The 16,543-nt window shown below is 62.9% G+C and carries 15 protein-coding genes; 6 read left to right on the plus strand and 9 right to left on the minus strand.

Annotation, left to right across the window (positions count from 1 at the left end; translation table 11 throughout):
• Positions 1–269 precede the first annotated feature (269 nt).
• The 4 genes from pgm (at position 270) to JTF07_RS11200 (ending at position 4,721) form a co-directional block, all read left to right on the plus strand.
• Positions 270–1,916: a phosphoglucomutase (alpha-D-glucose-1,6-bisphosphate-dependent) gene (gene pgm, locus JTF07_RS11185; RefSeq protein WP_204234351.1), complete on the plus strand. Its 1,647-nt coding sequence runs from the start codon at positions 270–272 to the stop codon at positions 1,914–1,916.
• Between the two features lie 106 nt (positions 1,917–2,022).
• Positions 2,023–2,658, plus strand: coding sequence for an XRE family transcriptional regulator (locus tag JTF07_RS11190; RefSeq protein ID WP_204234352.1), 636 nt, complete (start codon positions 2,023–2,025; stop codon positions 2,656–2,658).
• Positions 2,658–3,863 (plus strand): MFS transporter, encoded by a 1,206-nt coding sequence (locus JTF07_RS11195; protein WP_204234353.1) that lies wholly within the window; start codon positions 2,658–2,660, stop codon positions 3,861–3,863. Before JTF07_RS11190 ends, JTF07_RS11195 begins: the two co-directional genes overlap by 1 nt.
• A 399-nt stretch (positions 3,864–4,262) precedes the next feature.
• A complete protein-coding gene (locus tag JTF07_RS11200) occupies positions 4,263–4,721 on the plus strand; it encodes a hypothetical protein (RefSeq protein ID WP_204234354.1) in 459 nt (152 codons plus the stop codon).
• 114 nt (positions 4,722–4,835) lie between these two features.
• Here JTF07_RS11200 and JTF07_RS11205 read toward each other — a convergent pair whose 3' ends face one another.
• Positions 4,836–5,885: an LCP family protein gene (locus JTF07_RS11205; protein ID WP_204234355.1), complete on the minus strand. Its 1,050-nt coding sequence runs from the start codon at positions 5,883–5,885 to the stop codon at positions 4,836–4,838.
• A 245-nt stretch (positions 5,886–6,130) separates the two neighbouring features.
• On the opposite strand from JTF07_RS11205, the gene JTF07_RS11210 reads away from it, so the two are divergent.
• Positions 6,131–7,369, plus strand: coding sequence for an MFS transporter (locus tag JTF07_RS11210; RefSeq protein ID WP_096162505.1), 1,239 nt, complete (start codon positions 6,131–6,133; stop codon positions 7,367–7,369).
• 63 nt (positions 7,370–7,432) lie between these two features.
• Here JTF07_RS11210 and JTF07_RS11215 read toward each other — a convergent pair whose 3' ends face one another.
• The 4 genes from JTF07_RS11215 to JTF07_RS11230 all read right to left on the minus strand — a co-directional run bounded on the left by JTF07_RS11215 (position 7,433) and on the right by JTF07_RS11230 (position 9,881).
• The gene (locus JTF07_RS11215; protein WP_204234356.1) at positions 7,433–8,014 is read right to left on the minus strand and encodes a GyrI-like domain-containing protein; all 582 of its coding nucleotides are present in this window, start codon (positions 8,012–8,014) and stop codon (positions 7,433–7,435) included.
• Positions 8,015–8,076: 62 nt separating this feature from the next.
• Positions 8,077–8,862, minus strand: a complete 786-nt coding sequence (locus tag JTF07_RS11220) for an SDR family NAD(P)-dependent oxidoreductase (protein WP_204234357.1) — start codon at positions 8,860–8,862, stop codon at positions 8,077–8,079.
• Positions 8,863–8,878: 16 nt separating this feature from the next.
• Positions 8,879–9,244 (minus strand): nucleoside triphosphate pyrophosphohydrolase family protein, encoded by a 366-nt coding sequence (locus JTF07_RS11225; protein WP_204234358.1) that lies wholly within the window; start codon positions 9,242–9,244, stop codon positions 8,879–8,881.
• Positions 9,237–9,881 (minus strand): TetR/AcrR family transcriptional regulator, encoded by a 645-nt coding sequence (locus JTF07_RS11230; RefSeq protein ID WP_204234359.1) that lies wholly within the window; start codon positions 9,879–9,881, stop codon positions 9,237–9,239. Before JTF07_RS11230 ends, JTF07_RS11225 begins: the two co-directional genes overlap by 8 nt.
• A 289-nt stretch (positions 9,882–10,170) precedes the next feature.
• Here JTF07_RS11230 and JTF07_RS11235 point away from each other — a divergent pair, with 289 nt between their 5' ends.
• Positions 10,171–10,965, plus strand: coding sequence for an SDR family NAD(P)-dependent oxidoreductase (locus JTF07_RS11235; protein ID WP_204234360.1), 795 nt, complete (start codon positions 10,171–10,173; stop codon positions 10,963–10,965).
• Between the two features lie 424 nt (positions 10,966–11,389).
• Here JTF07_RS11235 and dld read toward each other — a convergent pair whose 3' ends face one another.
• From dld to JTF07_RS11255, 4 genes are all read right to left on the minus strand, one after another.
• Positions 11,390–13,099, minus strand: a complete 1,710-nt coding sequence (gene dld / locus JTF07_RS11240) for a D-lactate dehydrogenase (protein ID WP_204234361.1) — start codon at positions 13,097–13,099, stop codon at positions 11,390–11,392.
• A gap of 88 nt (positions 13,100–13,187) precedes the next feature.
• Positions 13,188–14,531, minus strand: coding sequence for a replication-associated recombination protein A (locus JTF07_RS11245; protein ID WP_353843941.1), 1,344 nt, complete (start codon positions 14,529–14,531; stop codon positions 13,188–13,190).
• An 86-nt stretch (positions 14,532–14,617) separates the two neighbouring features.
• A complete protein-coding gene (locus JTF07_RS11250; RefSeq protein WP_353843942.1) occupies positions 14,618–15,838 on the minus strand; it encodes an MFS transporter in 1,221 nt (406 codons plus the stop codon).
• Positions 15,835–16,506, minus strand: coding sequence for a GntR family transcriptional regulator (locus tag JTF07_RS11255; protein WP_204234362.1), 672 nt, complete (start codon positions 16,504–16,506; stop codon positions 15,835–15,837). Before JTF07_RS11255 ends, JTF07_RS11250 begins: the two co-directional genes overlap by 4 nt.
• Positions 16,507–16,543 lie beyond the last annotated feature (37 nt).

Consider the following 16,543-nt stretch of genomic DNA (forward strand, 5'->3'; position numbering starts at 1 on the left):
ATGCTCGGCATGCGTGTGTCTGAATAGTACGGCCAGGCGGTAGTCCCAGTCCATGGACGCGAATTTGAAGGCCTACTTCGTCGGATCCGGGATCTCATCGGGACGATACTTCGGCACGGTGATGAGCCTCGGCGAGGGAACGGGCTGTTGCAGAAGGGCCGGGCAGGTCGCCGGCGAATTTCAGGCGGCGTTGGACCCTCACCGTCCACGATGCAAGAACCCCGTGGACACAACTGTGCGAGGCGGTGGGAGTTTGGCACAGTAGTTCTATGACTACTCGCGCCGGCCAGCTGGCCCAGGACAGGGATCTCGTCGATATCTCCGCACTGCTTGATTCGTATTACGATCTCGTCCCCGACTCCTCCGTGCCCGCGCAGGCTGTGAGCTTCGGGACCTCGGGACACCGCGGGTCAAGCTTCAACCGTGCGTTCAACGAAGCCCATATCGCAGCGATCACCGCCGCCATCGTCGACTTCCGCAAGAAGCAGGGCATCCATGGGCCCATCTTCTTGGGCCGTGACACCCATGCGCTGAGCGAACCAGCGTTCCTCACTGTTCTCGAGGTCCTCGCCGCAGCGGAGGTGCCGGCGCTCATCGATGAGCGCGACGGCTTCACCCCTACTCCTGTGCTCTCCCACGCGATTCTGGGTTTCAACGCGGGCAAGACCGCAACAGATGCTCAGGCCGACGGCATCATCGTGACCCCCAGCCACAACCCGCCCTCCGACGGCGGCATCAAGTACAACCCGCCGCACGGCGGCCCGGCCGGCTCAGAGACGACGACGTGGATCGCCGAGCGTGCGAACTCCTACCTTGAGGCCGGATGGGAGAAAATTCCGCGCACCGGGTTCCAGCGGGCCTTCCATCTGGCGAACACCGAGAACTTCGACTTCATCAGCAACTACACGAATGACCTCGAGTCGGTCATCGACCTCGATGTCATCCGCAGCTCCGACATCCACATCGGCGCTGATCCTCTGGGCGGCGCCAGCGTCGACTACTGGGCCGCAATCGCCGAGGACTTCGACCTCAACCTCACCGTCGTCCATCCCGAGATCGACCCCACCTGGTCATTCATGACCCTGGACTGGGACGAGAACATCCGCATGGACTGCTCCTCGCCCTACGCGATGGCCGGGCTCATCGCCTCCCGCAACGACTTCGACATCGCCACAGGCAATGACGCCGATGCCGACCGCCACGGCATCGTCACCCCCGACGCCGGGCTGATGAACCCCAACCACTATCTGGCGACCGCGATCGACTACCTGCTCGACAACCGACCAGAATGGTCATCCAGCGCCGGCATCGGCAAGACCCTGGTCACCTCCTCGATCGTCGACCGCATCGTGTCCGCCCACGACAGGCCGCTGTTCGAAGTTCCCGTCGGCTTCAAGTGGTTCGTCCCCGGACTCCTCGACTCGACACTGGCCTTCGGCGGTGAGGAATCTGCAGGTGCCTCATTCCTGCGCCGCAACGGCAAGGTCTGGTCGACAGATAAGGACGGCATCATCATGGCCCTCCTGGCCGCAGAGATGACGGCCAAGACCGGACAGACTCCGTCCCAGCGGTACGCAGGACTGGCCGCGAACTTCGGCACCAGTGCCTACGCCCGCCAAGATGCCCCCGCCACCCGCGCACAGAAGGCGAAGCTGGGGGCACTCGACGCCTCCCAGGTGAAGGCGAAGACCGTCGGCGGTGAACCGGTGACCTCAACTCTCACCTCGGCGCCGGGAAACAACGCACCCATCGGCGGACTCAAGGTCACGACCGAGAATTCGTGGTTCGCGGTGCGCCCCTCCGGCACGGAGGACGTGTACAAGATCTACGCCGAGTCACTGCGCGATGAGGACCACCTGCGGGCCGTCCAGCACGACGCACGGACATTGGTGGATGGGGTGCTGGAGCAGGGGTGAACCCAGCTGCACCATGACCGGTCCCGCCTGCTTCGGTAGGTCCAGGGCCGGTCTTCTCCGTTGGATAGTCGAGTACCGAATCTCGATGTGCAGTATAGTGCTCATCATGTCGATGAAGAGCCCGCGCATCCAGACCTTCCTCGATCGCGTCGGGCACCGGGCCCGCAGCCTTCGCAAGGCGCGGGGGTGGACCATTCAGCGCCTGGCCGACGAGGCTGCGCTGAGCCGACGTATGCTCACTCAGATCGAGCTGGGACAGGCGAATCCGAGTCTGGCCACCATCGACCGCATCGCCCACGCCCTCGATGTGAGCTTCGCCGATCTGGCTCTCAGCGATGCTGCTGCCGCGGGACCCGGCAACTCGACGCCCTCGCCATCAGAACCGGGGCGGCCTGCGAACCTCCGCAGCACCGACCATTCAGATCCCAGCAACGATCACCCCCTGGCCTGGGAGGGTCCGCACGAGAGCACCGCGTATATCCTCGGCGCTTCGTCGACTCCCGGCACAGAACTATGGCGGTGGCACCTGGGACCGAGCGTGGCCTATCAGGCTGAAGCCGACCGCGCCGGGACCGAGGAGATCCTCCACGTTCTGTCCGGGGTACTCGTGGTCGAACTCAACGACGAATCTCTGACACTGTCCGCGGGAATGTCGAGAAGAATCTCCACCGACCGGGGCTACTCCTACACAGCCGGCCAGGAGGCCCCGGTCGACTTCATCCGCGTGGTCATCGGTGCCTGATGACGCGACCTGAAGCTGATGCATCGCAAGGCGAGGGCGGTTCGTCGCGTTCTCGCATCAACGTGCTGCGCTGGCAGATCGGCTACGGGACGTTCGGTGTTCCGCAGGCGGCGGCACCCATTGCCTTCGCCCTCCTCGCACTGCCGCTGACCGGGTCCGCCGAGTCAGGTGCCGGCCTGGTCTTTGCGATGACGGCGGCACAGATCCTCGGCTCGGTGCCCATCACTCGCCTAGGCCACCGTTTCGGCAGCGTCGGCTACCTGCGCACACTCATCGCCTTCCGGACGCTCGGGCTGCTCGCGGTGACGATCCTGGCCGCTGCCTCGGCACCGTTCGGATACCTCATCGTCGCCGTCGTCGTGGCCGGGCTGGTCAATGGTGCGGCCTACGGCTACATGCGAACACTGCTCAACCACCTCGTCGAGCCCTCGGGAATGCCACGCGCCCTAGGAATCGCAGCCACCCTCAACGAGGTCGCCTTCGCCACCTCACCAGTGCTGGCATCCCTACTCGGCGCCTGGTCACCGGTTGCTGCGATGGCTGTTGTCACCGTCCTCGGCGCGGGGCCGATGCTGCTCATCCCTGCCATCCCCGAGGCCCGGTCGACGCCTGCGACCGTGTCGGGTTCGGGGCGTCGAGCTCCGGTGCCGGGTGCGGTCTGGATCTGGCTGTTCGCCTCCGGAGCGACCGGAGCCTCCATTGCGGGAATCGAGGTGGGAGCGGTGTCCTTCGCACTGTCGTTCGGGCTCAGCCCGGCCTGGGCGTTCCTGTTTGCCCTGGCGATGTGCATCGGCTCGGTCCTCGGCGGAGTCTGGGTGAGCATCCGCAACCGCATGCCCGGGCGGTGGAAGGTCACAACCTTCTTCGCCATCACCACGCTCGCCTTCTCCCTGCTCCTCGTCGATGGGCATATTGCGCTGACACTTGCCGGTGCCCTCATCGTCGGATGGTTCCTGCCGATGCTCGACACCTTCTATCTGCTCGCACTCGACAGCCTTGCACCGGAGGAACGCCGAGCCGAGATGTTCGCACTGCTGCGGACGACGAATGCCCTGGGCATCATGGCCACAAGTGGCCTGCTCGCCCTCCTCGGGCTGACGGCAGCGCTCATCGGAGCGCTCGGGCTGCTTGTCATCGCAACAGTACTGGCGGCGGCCTACTTCACACGCGGACAGCGGAGCCGGCGGGAAGTGCCGCTGGGGTGACAGGGACCGCGTGCTGGCCTGCGCAGTCGACGGCAACGCCGAGCAACCTCGGCGAGGTCCGATCACGATCGGATTTCACTGTTCTGTCGAAAACGTAGCAAATGGTGCTTCGCAACAAACGTTCGTCACGGTCGGGTCTCCTCTGCCCAGGACTTCGTCGAACCGCACTATCAGGCAATAGATGTTGTGGTGTGAGAGCCTTTGCTCCGGTATGTGTCAGTCACCGCCGCAGGACTGCAGACAGCTCGTCTCCAAGCTGTTACTCACTCCGAGCGTCCTCCCAGCCGCTGTGGTTCTGACTTCAAGCGCGGCGGCAATACTGGGCCGCGTCACTGATGTGCCACCCATCCGGTGGCATCTCTGACAGAAAACGCCCCTCGAAGAAGAAGGATCGACACTATGAAGACCACCATCCGCAATCGCACAGCAGCTCTGGGAATCGCCGCCGTCGCCGGCCTCGCAGGAATCGGCCTGGCCAGTGGCCCCGCGCTGGCAGCCCCCGCACCCGCAGAGGGTACGAGCTCAGCCGCCGACGCCGCACCGCAATCGGTTCACTTTCCCACCGACACCGGCATCTACGCCGATGAGCTAGTCAGAGCCTGGGGCGCAGACAACGCCGACCGGGTCGAAGCCTTTGCCTCACCGCAGGTCGTCGAGGCTCTGAACGAGCACGGCAACGAGGATGCGACCCACTGGGTCAGGACCGGCGGCGACGGAGCCGCAGGGACCATCTATTCGACCTATGAGAACACCGTCACCGGCGAGACGATGTCCGTCGGTGTCTCCAATGAAGAAGTGTCGAACGGCGGCGAGTGGGGCGCACCTCACGGAGTCCACAAAGTCCAGTTCGGCAACTGAGGCAACCTCACCCGATACGGGTGCGAAGAACCCCGCCCCTGAGAACTCAAGGGGCGGGGTTCTTCACGTGCACGGGTGGGCGGGGCCACCTCGGCGAGGTATCTGGTCTGACGTTTACAGGTGCGACTCCGGAGCGTTCTGGACGTACTCATCGAGGGTGTCGTTTTTGTACGCGTCCTGGACCTTCTTCAGTTCCTCTTCGTCGACGTTGACGATCGACTGACCGTCACTCGAGGTTCCGACTCCCGCGGTTGGGGAGGTGAAGAACTCGATGTCACCGGGGCGGACGTCGCGCATCGCGAAGGCCGTGGCAGAGATGTACTGCGCGTCGAGACCGGAGTCGACGTACATATACGGAGAGAAGTCCTTGACCATGTTCTGGATCTTCTTCGGGTTCGACAGTGTGTCTGCGGAGATGATCTCGTTGGTCAGTCCCCGGATGAAGGCCTGCTGGTTGCGGGCGCGCTGGAAATCGCCGTCCTGGAAGGACTTGCGTTCGCGCACGAAGGTCAGCGCCTCGTCACCGTCGAGGACGTTCTCTCCCTTGTCGAAGGTGTAGCCGTTCTTCTCAAAGCTCTGCTCCGAGTTCACGGTCACTCCGCCGAGGCTGTCGGTCAGTGCCTTGAAGCCCTCGAAGTCGATGATCGCGACGTGGTCGAGTTCCGTGCCGATGAAGTCCGAGATCGTCGACACGGCCAGGGGCAGGCCACCGGTTGAGAGTGCCGAGTTGATCTTGGCCTTGCCATGGCCTTCGATGTCGACCCAGCTGTCACGCGGGATCGACATGACTTGGACATCGGATCCGGACTCCGGGATGTGCATGACCATGATCGTGTCCGAGCGCAGTCCGCGAGAGTCGTTGACGTCGACCTGGTCCATGGGTTCGTCGGAACCCAGCAGCAGGATATTCGTGCCGCCGTCTTCCTTCTGATCGTCAGGACGCTGCGTGCCGAAGATCTGCTCGTCGGTGAGCTTGTTCGCGTTGTTGTCGAAGGTCCGACCCACGTTCCACAGGTAGAGGCCTACACCGAGCACGCCGAGGATGACGATGACGAGCAGGGCGACAAGGATCTTGCGCCACACTTTCTTCTTTTTGCGTTTGGGACGCTGCGGTCGGTCTTCCTGGCTGTCGAACAGATCATCGAAACTGCTGTTGTCCGTCATCGGCACTCCGGGTTTCAGTCAATGCGGCGTGGGTGCCGGCGGGAGAGGATTGCAATATCAGCAATTATATAGCTTTTGTTACATTCCCCCGGACACCTTGCCCCGGTGCTCGGCTGTGTCTTGCCTGTGACCTGGGTTGATCGCTCGCCTGCGACTCGAATGACCGTCGCCGAGGTGACTCGACTCACCGGTAACAACGTCATATCCGTATAGTGGGCGCTTCATGCGCTAGGTAGACTTTGCTGGTGTTCAACAACTATCGGGAAATTCTGTCTCTTCCCGGTGCTCTCAAGTTCTCCTTGGCCGGTCTTGTTGCACGTATGCCCATCGCAGTTCTGGGCCTGGGAATCGTTCTGTTCATCCAGGGCGTCAGCGGCTCCTATGGTCTGGCAGGCATCGTCGCCGCCGTGTACATGATCGTCCAAGCTCTTGCCGGCCCCGGGATCGCGCGCCTTGTCGACCGTCGTGGCCAAGCCACCGTCATGGTGCCCATCGTCATCACCCACCTCGTGGCGCTCTCGCTGCTCATCGTCTCCGTCTACGCAGACTGGTGGGTGGGCCTCATCTTCGTCTTCGCCGGAATCGGCGGTGCCACTGTCGGCTCCGTCGGTTCGCTGGTGCGTTCGCGCTGGTCACACATCGTGGATTCGCCGAAAAAGCTGCAGACCGCCTTCTCCTGGGAGTCCGTCGCCGATGAGCTCCTCTTCGTCACCGGCCCCGTCGTCGCCACCGTGCTCGCCACTGCTGTGTTCCCACCGGCAGGCATCATCCTCTCGATGCTCACCGCCGGGATCGGCTCGGCTCTGCTCTACATCCAGAAGTCGACCGAGCCCCCGCCGATCGAACGCACCACAGAGGCTCGCGGGCACGTGTTCTCCAATCCGGGGATCTTCACGATCATCATCGTCAACGTGTTCCTGGGTGTGAACTTCGGCGCCATCGACGTCATCGCCGTGGCCTTCGCCGACGAGCAGGGTGTGAAGTCCCTGGCCGGCATCCTGCTCAGCGCCTTCGCCCTGGGCTCACTCATCGCCGGTGCGCTCTACGGGTCGAGGAACTGGAACTCTGCAACCCATCACCGTTTCGGCGTCACCGTTGCCCTGCTGGCCATCGGCGCGTGTTCGATGATGCTGGCCCAGGGAATGGTCTCCTATACGATCATCCTGTTCATCGTCGGCTTCACGATCGCCCCGAGCCTCATCGGCGCCAACTCCGTCATCGAGGCACTGGCACCGCCGAGGCGTCTGACTGAGGCCTTCGCCTGGCTGGGCACATCCTTGGGCTTCGGCGTCGCCTTCGGATCGGCCCTCGCCGGCAACATCATCGACGCCGCGAATGCGAAGACGGCGATGCTGCTGCCGGCCGGCTGTGCCATCGTCGGTGCTCTCTTGGCGCTGTCGCTGCTCAAACTGCTCAACCCGAAGCGGTCGAGTCACGAGGTCAGGTCAGCCCGGGACCTCCGGCGGGTGAACATCGAGGAGTAGCCGGGGCTGGGGGTGCGGTCAGTCACGGTATGCCTTCCGATGAGTGCGTGGAACGCCGCGTGTTCAATCTGCGGCCACAGGGTCACGCAGGATGGTGCGTAGCCTGTCTTGCGGTGTCTGACGAGTGAAACCGTCGAGATGGATTTCAAGGTGTGGGCCGCTTCGGTGGACTCTGCGCTTCTGTGCGAGCGCGCCGAGGCGTTCGAGAGTTGCGAACTCCTCGGAGAATGGTCCGTGGTGCATGACCTGGACGACGTCCTGTTCGGGCGTGGTGTGCAGCTCGATGGCGTCGTTGTTGCGATCGGCACTGCTGGCTGCGCGAACTCGCACAGCAGTCAGGTCCTCGATCGTCGTGGTATCGGGGATGGCGGCCAGGACCCGGTAGATCAGTGAGGGCACAGGATTGACGGTGTAGAAATCCCCGATCTCGACCGGAGTCGATCCCTCGGGATACCAGTACTGAATCTCAATGACAGGGCCCTTATCCCCGGTGATTTGGCGAGCGACGTCGCCAAGGAGGGCCATCTTGCGGTAGAACTCGTCGGTGCCGGGTGATCCGGAGCCAGCGATAGATGCGTAGGTCACCGCGGGGACGCGGACGAACTCGGGGTCGTCTGAGGCATGGAGGTGTGGGGCTGTCGTCATGGGTGGGTCCTCTCAATCTGAGCCAGCGGCCCGGAGGTCGATGATTGTGGTGGTGAATGTGTTCACGCGCTGTAACCGCCGTCGATGTCAAGGGAGGCGCCGTTGATATAGGCGCCGTCCTCACTGGCCAGGTGGGACACGAGGGATGCAACCTCGTCTACTCGGCCGAATCGTCCGACTGGGATTGTTGCGCGAAGCGTGTCTCCGTAAGGTCCGTCCTGGGGGTTCGCCGGTGTGTTCACAGGTCCGGGCTGGACGTTGTTGATTGTGACACCGCGCGGGCCAAGTTCACGCGACAGACCACGCACGAGACTTGCTACCGCACCCTTGGTCATTCCGTAGATCGACGTGACATCGTCCGGGAAATGATTCGCGCTGACGCTGCCGATCACGATGACCCGGCCACCTTCTCCCAGGTGTGGCGTACTGAAGCGAACGGTGTCGAGAGTTCCTCGGATGTTGACATTGATCATGTGATCGATCTCGTCATCGGAGAGCTGATCGACGCGCTTTTTCGTCCCGCCGCCGGCGTTTGCCACGACGATATCGAGGCGCCCCTCCTGGGCGGTGGCGTTGGAGATCACTTCGCGAATCTGTGCCCGATCGGCGCTGTTCGCCTTGACTCCTATAGCCTGGCCACCGGATTCGGCGATACGCGTCACGAGCGCGTCCGCCTCTGCAGTGGCTGAGGCATAGGTGAAAGTCACTCGCGCGCCCTCGGCCGCGAGACGGCTCACTATTCCGGCGCCTATCCCACGGGCACCGCCCATCACCAACGCGACCTTCCCTGCGTGCCGGTTCTCAACATAGTTCTTGGTGCCGTTTTGAATGGTGGTGCTGTGTGTCATGGAGTCCTCGCTGGTTTCAATGTGAAGGGTTGACGGGTTCGGTGCGGGCGATCGTGCCGTTGAGTCCGGTGCGAATGTTTGCCATGGTGTCGGTGAAGGCCTGATCGATGTCGATGTCGAGCCTCTCGGCGAGGACGAAGACCCACCACAGGGTTTCGGCGAGTTTGTGTTTCAGCTCGGCCTCGCTGTCGCCGTCGATCCCCCATGTTCCGTCCTGGGCGAGAATGAGGCGGCCGATGTAGCCGACGTCGTTGGAGAGGCCGAGCATGAGCTCGTGGAGAGACCACGTCTCGCCATTGAACCGTTGCTCGAGGATCTCGTAGAGGCGACGGACCTCGAGTGCTTCATTTCGTGCCGAAGCGAGGTTTCCTGATTCAGTCATGTGTCATGCCTTTCGAATTGGGATGTGAAGGGGTTTGTGTGGGAATCGCGGATTCGGGTTCTGGAAAGACTGCAAGCGCGCGGCGGGCCAGAGCGATGAGCGCTTGCCGGGGTTCGCCATCGGCGGCGCGAATGGCAAAACCGGTGGTGAGTGTGATCATGAACCGCGAGAGCTCCTCGGCGTCTTCATGGTATGGAAGGTCGCCGTCGCGGATCGCGCGGCGGAATCGGGCGGAGAGTCGCTCTTGGATGGCCAGGCGGTTCTTCGCGAGCAGTGAGAAGGCATCCGCTTCATCTGTGACCATCGCCTGGACGGACAGACAACCAGGCGGACGCCCGGGGGTCGTTACCGCCTCAGCGTTGCCGACCAGGAACGACTCGGCCACCTCGCGCGCCGTGGGCTTGGCCAAGGCGGCCTCGACATACTCCATGTTGCGTGCGATGTAGCGCTCCAATGCTGCGCTGAACAACTGCGCCTTATCACCGAACGCCCGGTACAGAGCGGGTCGACTGATACCCATTGCCCCTGTGAGCTCAGCCACTCCGGCCGCGTCATAGCCATGCCGCCAGAACGTCTCAACAGCAGCATCCAGGGCAGCCTCCGGTTCGAATGCGCGTGGCCGTCCTCCTGGCGCCATCAGCGCCTCCCTTCAGTTACGTATCGATCGGTACGTAAATAGTATTGCACATTCTGCAGCCGAGTGGTGCGTTCGAAGTCAATGACGGCTAAAAGCTCGGTCGCCTATCCCTGCACTACTCCGCCCGGCCTCGACGCCTCTCCGGTACCTGGTAGTACCGGATGGCCCCGTATCGCACTGGTGATGAAAGCGAGCGCCACGTAGGCTCGGGAAGTATCATCGGCAACAGTCAAACTGGCTTCACCTACGGCATCTGCCTCCGCCTTTGTTCAGCCCGAAAGGGGCTCGCATGCTCATTGATCTTCACAACCGCACTGCCCTTGTCACAGGTTCGACGCAAGGTATCGGAAAGGCGATCGCCGCCACACTCGCTGATGCCGGGGCCCGCGTGGCAATCAACGGACGCCGCCGCGAGAGCGTGGATTCGGTCATCACTGAACTGCAGTCCGAGTCCGCCAGCCGCGACCTCATCGCAGCTCCCGGCGACGTCACCGACGAGGCCGGCACCTCAGACGTGCACGCCGCTGCTGGCGACATCGACATACTGGTGAACAACCTCGGCATCTTCGGAGCGACGTCAGCGCTGGGCATCTCCGACGAGGAGTGGCGACGCTACTTCGAGGTCAATGTGCTCTCGGCCGCTCGACAGATCCGCAGCGCTCTCCCGGGAATGGAGGAGCGTGGTTGGGGTCGTGTGCTCAACATCGCCAGCGACTCTGCAGTCGTCATCCCGGAAGAGATGATCCACTATGGCATGTCGAAGACCGCCCTGTTGGCGGTCTCGCGAGGATTTGCGAAAGACGCCGCCGGCACAGGTGTCACCGTGAATTCAGTGATCGCGGGCCCCACACACACCGGCGGAGTCGAGAACTTCGTCTACGAGTTGGTGGACCCCGCCACCCCGTGGGATGAAGCTCAGCGCGAGTTCATGCTCACTCACCGGCCGCAGTCGCTTCTGCAGCGGCTCATCGAGCCCCAAGAGATCGCGAACACGGTGGCCTACCTCGCCTCGCCGCTCGCGTCAGCCACGACCGGTGCCGCAGTGCGAGTCGATGGCGGGTACATCGACTCCATCATCCCGTAGGCATATCCTCCGTCTGCGTGATCAGGAGGTGGGCTCAACCAGTGCGCAGCTCGATGTCGCCGTTCTCGGTTGTAACGTCGATCAGGTTTAAGCGCCTTATCTTCGACGGCTTGCAACCCTCCATACGTCCAGAGCTCGTGGTTCTGCTCGTCTTGGCCGGGCCCCTGCGGAGAGAAGGGAAATCCGGGAAGCGCAGGAATGATCACGGTGAATGCGTCAGCAGCTTCGCCGCCGTGATGCGTGGGCTCTGCTCAGCGTCTGGCGCACTCGACAAGCTCGAGCGCAGTGCTCGACCAGCCATTCGTAAGAACGAGCGGGAGGGCACCGGAGACCTCTGCATCGAATCGCCGATAGCGGATTGGCGTACCGGAGACCAGCTGGATATCGAAGGTGCTGACCAAGCGAAACGTTCACATCCAGAGGGTCATCCCCAGTTCTTGTGCGGCGAGGTCTCTCCGACGCCCGGGTTGAAGACGTTGCAGGGATCGAGTTCTTTGAAGTGGGCTTCCATCTCCGGCGGCACCTGGTAGAGACGACCGTAGTTGTGCTCGGCGGGCACGGCCGCTCCGCGTGCCTCGAGCAGCGCCGTCATCTGCTTCTTCAAAGCGATCGGGTCGACTCCCTTCTTCGCCACATGATCCTGGGTGAAGACGTGGCAGAAGAAGTGGCCGTAGTAGGAACTGATGTGCAGCTGGTCCGAGATCTCCGTTGGCAGCACCTCGAGCCAATCCTCGTCATCGCGTGTCAGCGCAACGTCGAAGGTGATCATCTCCGAGGACTCTTCGCGGTGGAGATTGAAGTAGCGGGTGGCAGCACTGGCGGCACCGAAGCGGTGGAGCATGGCGGACTGAGCCTCATCGGCAGTGCAGATGAAGAATTCACCGTCACGGCCCGCCTCGGCGAAGAAGGTCGTGAGGAACTCCTCGGTCCTCTGCTTCTGGTCGCCGCTGACGACGAGGAGCAGATGGTGTTCAAAGCGGTCGCGGTACTCAAGCATTCGGTCCGGCAGCTGCTGCGGCAGCAAGCTGAAGGCACCCTGCGCAATGGAATCGGCGACGGTCTGCCCGAAGAAGGGCAGCTTCGCGAACACCCCGTTCGCCCAATTCTTCAACGCGAAGAGCTTGATCTGTTCGCGGCTGCCTGCGTGTTTGACGGAGACGAACGTGTCCTTGCCGTACTTCTCGGCAAGGTCGAAGGAGGGCCGTCCCATGTACTCACCGGAGATCGGCAGCGGCATGTCCGAGGTCAGGATCGCCCGGCGCAGGGCCTCGAGCTCGGCGGGGCTGTTGGTCCCCACGTAGAAGGTCGTCGAATCCTTCTGCTTGGGGAAGGTCCGCGTGCGCACGGCGAAGACCATGAGTTTGCCGGCCGACCCTGACGCCTCGTGGAGGAACTTCGGGTTGGCGTTGTAGCGGGCAGGAGAATCGGTGATCTCGCGGACGTGCTCGCTGTATTCGGTATCGGGGCTGTCTTCCGGGGGCGGCGTGACATCGGCTTCGTCCCATTCCCCGCGTTGGAGTTTGTCGAGGATATGGGCCGGATCATCGCCGAGGCTGATGCCCAGGTGATTGACGAGTTCGACCCTGCCCTCGTCATTGACTCGGGCGAAGATCGCGTGCTTCGTGAAGGCCGGGCCCTTGCGAATCTGGCTGCCGCCGGAGTTGTTCGCGATGCCGCCGACGACCGAAGCACCGATCGAGGACGAACCGATCACCGAGTGGGGTTCACGCCCGTGAGGTGCCAGCTTGTCATCGAGTTCGTACAGCGTGGATCCGGCCAGACACACGGCCTCACGAGCATCGTTGATGAGATGGATCTGGTTGATGCGCAGGGTGGAGATGATGACGATCTCACGGTCGTAGTCCTGATCGCCGGGGCCCGAGCCTCCGGTCAGGCCGGTGTTCGCCGACTGTGGGATGACGATGAGATCGTGATCGACGCAGACCTGCAGAGCCCGCCACATATCGACAAGGCTGCCCGGCTTGAGGACAGCGAGCACATTGCCGCCGCCGAAGCGATTGCCTTTGGCGAAGGGTTCCGTCGCCCGGGCGGAGGTGAGCACATGACGACTGCCCATGATGTCGATGAAGGCGCTGACCGCCGCTGATGGTCTCTGTCGTTGACTTCCGAACATTGTTGATAGCTCCTCTTGCATCGATGCGAACGTTGTTCACTCTACAAACCTGCGGATGGAATGGCGCCTGCGCCCATCCGTTATTTGTTCATGTGTCCCCATCGTCTGACGGGTCATTGTCGGCGCGACCTTCGTGCTGACGTTTTTCAGCACGCATCCGATCCCACTCGGTCAGACGCTTCGCGATAATGTGCTCGTAACCGTTGCTGGTGGGTCGGTACACCTTCTCCGGTTCCATGCCTTCGGGAAAGTAGTTCGCACCGGAGAAGCCTCCCGGCCTGTCCGGGTCATACTCGTAACCCTCCCCGTAGCCGAGGTTCTTCATCAGCTTCGTCGGGGCGTTGAGAATATTTGCTGGTGGCATGAGAGACCCGGTCTGTTTCGCGAGCTTCTTCGCGGCGTTGAATCCACGGTAGACGGCGATGGACTTCGGTGCGGTTGCGAGATAGACGACAGCTTGGGCGATGGCGAGTTCCCCCTCTGGGGAGCCCAGACGTTCGAACACGTCCCATGCCGCCAACGCTTGCTGGATGGCTTGCGGGTCGGCAATCGCGATGTCTTCGTTGGCGAATCTGACCAGCCGTCGGGCGATATAGAGGGGATCTTCCCCACCCTCAAGCATGCGCGCCAACCAGTACAGTGACGCGTCGGGGTCTGATCCGCGCATTGACTTGTGCATCGCGGAGATGAGGTTGTAATGCCCCTCTTGGGCTTTGTCGTAGATCGGTGCGCGCTGTTGAACCAGCTCGACAAGGCCCGAGGTGTCGAGAGTCCCGCTGACGGTTTGGAGTTGTTCGATGAGGTTGAGCAGGTAACGGCCATCGCCGTCAGCCATCGCCACCAGGGCATGTCGTGCCTGCGCATCAAGAGGCAGTTCTCTTTCAGTGGTTTCCTCTGCTCGTGTGATGAGCGTGGTCAGCGCTTCCTCGTCGAGGCGTTTGAGGACGAATACCTGAGCGCGGGAGAGCAATGCTGAGTTGAGCTCGAAGCTGGGGTTCTCCGTGGTCGCACCGACGAGCACGACCGTGCCGTCTTCCACGTAGGGGAGGAAGGAATCCTGCTGGGCGCGGTTGAAGCGGTGGATCTCATCAACGAACAGCATCGTCCCCTGGCCGATCTCGCGGCGTTTGGCAGCTGATTGGAATACTTTGCGGAGTTCGGCGACACCGGAGAAGGTCGCTGAAACCGATTCGAAGACGAGGTTGGTGCGCTCGGCCAGCAATCGCGCGATAGTTGTCTTCCCACAACCCGGTGGTCCCCACAGCACCATCGAGACCAGCCTGCGTTCGGCGAGCATCCGACCAATCGGGGCCTCTTCCCCCAGGAGGTGATCTTGCCCGATGACATCGCCGAGGGACTTCGGGCGCAGACGATCGGCCAGCGGGCGGCCCACATCGTCAGGCTCAAACAATGACGGCGGTTCTTGGCTCACGATGTCACCTCCATCTTCATAGCCTAATTGCCGCGGCTGATCGAATGGTGCTCGCGCCGCTGTCTATCGCGAGGGACGCAACGGCGTTACGCGCGAGCCTTCGACGCCAGCGACACCGCGGAGAGGCTGAGCAGACAGATCACTGCGACTGCCCCAAGCGAGATGCTGTAGGGCATGAGCGGCAGCAGCGCCGCGAGCACTGTGGGCAGCAGGAACCCGGAGTACGCCAGCGAGTAGTAGACGCCGGTGATCCCCGCGAGGTCCTTCGGCTCGGCGATGGCCTGGACGATGACCAGACCGGCCACCACGCAGATGCCATACGCGATGCCGAGGACAATGGCGACGACGAAGGCGACGATCGGGTTGGCAACCAGTGCCGCGACGACTGCCAGCCCCATGCCGAAGGTCATGAGCGTGAGCCCGACGACCAGCGCACGTCCGCCCGTCCACCTGTTGATGCGTGGGACGAGGTTCTGCACCAGCGCCCCCGCGCCCAGGGTGACGACGGTCAGCACGGTCGCGTACATGGTCGTCCACTCCCCCAGCTCATCCTGGACCAGAGCGGGCATGACCGCGTAAGCGACACCCGCTGCGGCGAAGACCCACGGTGCGGCTGGGATGATGAGGCGGATGAAGGTGCGATGGCCGACCAGCGGTATCCGCAGGCCCCGCCACCAATGATGGGCCGACCGGCGTTCCCTCGTCAGGGTCTCCGGCGCGGTGAACACGATGAACAGCGCCACGATGGACAGCAACCCGTGGACCGCGTAGGGAATCGTTTCGGGCATCGGCCCCCACTGCGCCAGGCAGCCGGTGGCCGCCGCACCCATGGCGAATCCCACTGTCAGCGTCAGCGCCGGACGGCGAGCACCGGCGGTGATTCCGGCCTTGTGGTCAAACGGTGGTGACGAGAGTTCCTTGATCCAGCTCGTGCCCACCGACATCGCCACTCCCACGCCGATTCCCGCGAGCACGCGGCCCACACACAGCAGCCAGAAGAGGTTGAAGCCGATGCCAAGAAGAACACTGCCGATAATGGCGGCGATCGTTCCGGCAATGAGAATCGGTTTGCGTCCACGTCTATCTGAGAGCGCCGAGGCGACCAGGAGCCCCGGTATCAGTCCCCCGACGTACATGCCGAGAAGGAGATTGGCCTGCCAGACCGCGTAGCCGCCGTCCTCTTCGTACATGTGCACGAGTGGGGTGAAGTGGTTGCCGCCCCAGGCGAGCAGGAACATGGCGGGGGCGACGCGAAGCCAAGCACCACCTCGGCGGTGGGCCTCTGTTGTTGCGGTTTCCGAGGTCACTGGTTCTCGGGGAAGTGCGATGACTGAATGTGCTCGCGCACGACCTTTCCGAAGCCCTTGGCCTCGCCGCGTTCTGCGAGATCGGTGAGCTCGGCATGCTCGTCGAAGAGCGTGCGCAGCGAACTGGGCTGATCGATGACCACTTGGTAGGTCAGGCGGGCCAAGCGCGGGCCCATCGTGGTCAGCATCTCCTCGACAATGCTGTTGCCGCCGCTGCGGATGATACGGGCGTGGAAGGCGTAGTCGGCACTGGCGAAGTCGAGTGGATGACTGGCATCCAGAGCCTTCTGCTGCCGGTCGAGGAGCGTGCGCAGGTCTGCCGCCAGCGGCGCGAAGTCGCTGTCGAGAGTCAATGCCTGGACGGCGTCGGTCTCGAACATGGCGCGCACCGCAAGCAGGTCGCGGCGCTCCTGACGGGTCACCGTGGTCACGATCGCGCCCTTCTTCGGCACGAGGCGGACCAGCCTCCAGCGCTCGAGTTGGAGCATCGCCTCCCGAGCCGGTGTGCGACTGGCCCTCTGAGCCTCGGCGAGCTCAGCCTCGGTGAGGAGTTGGCCGGGCTCGTAGCGCTGCTCGATGATCTCGCGGGCGGCCCACGCAGCCATCCGCGCAGCGATCGGGGAAGCATCGTCGGTGGTCTCCCACGGGAGCGTCAGCAGGTCTTTCATTCCTCCACGCTATCAGATGCATACATTGATAGATGCA

This window comes from Brevibacterium sp. RIT 803, assembly GCF_016892625.1.
Taxonomy (GTDB): Bacteria; Actinomycetota; Actinomycetes; order Actinomycetales; family Brevibacteriaceae; genus Brevibacterium.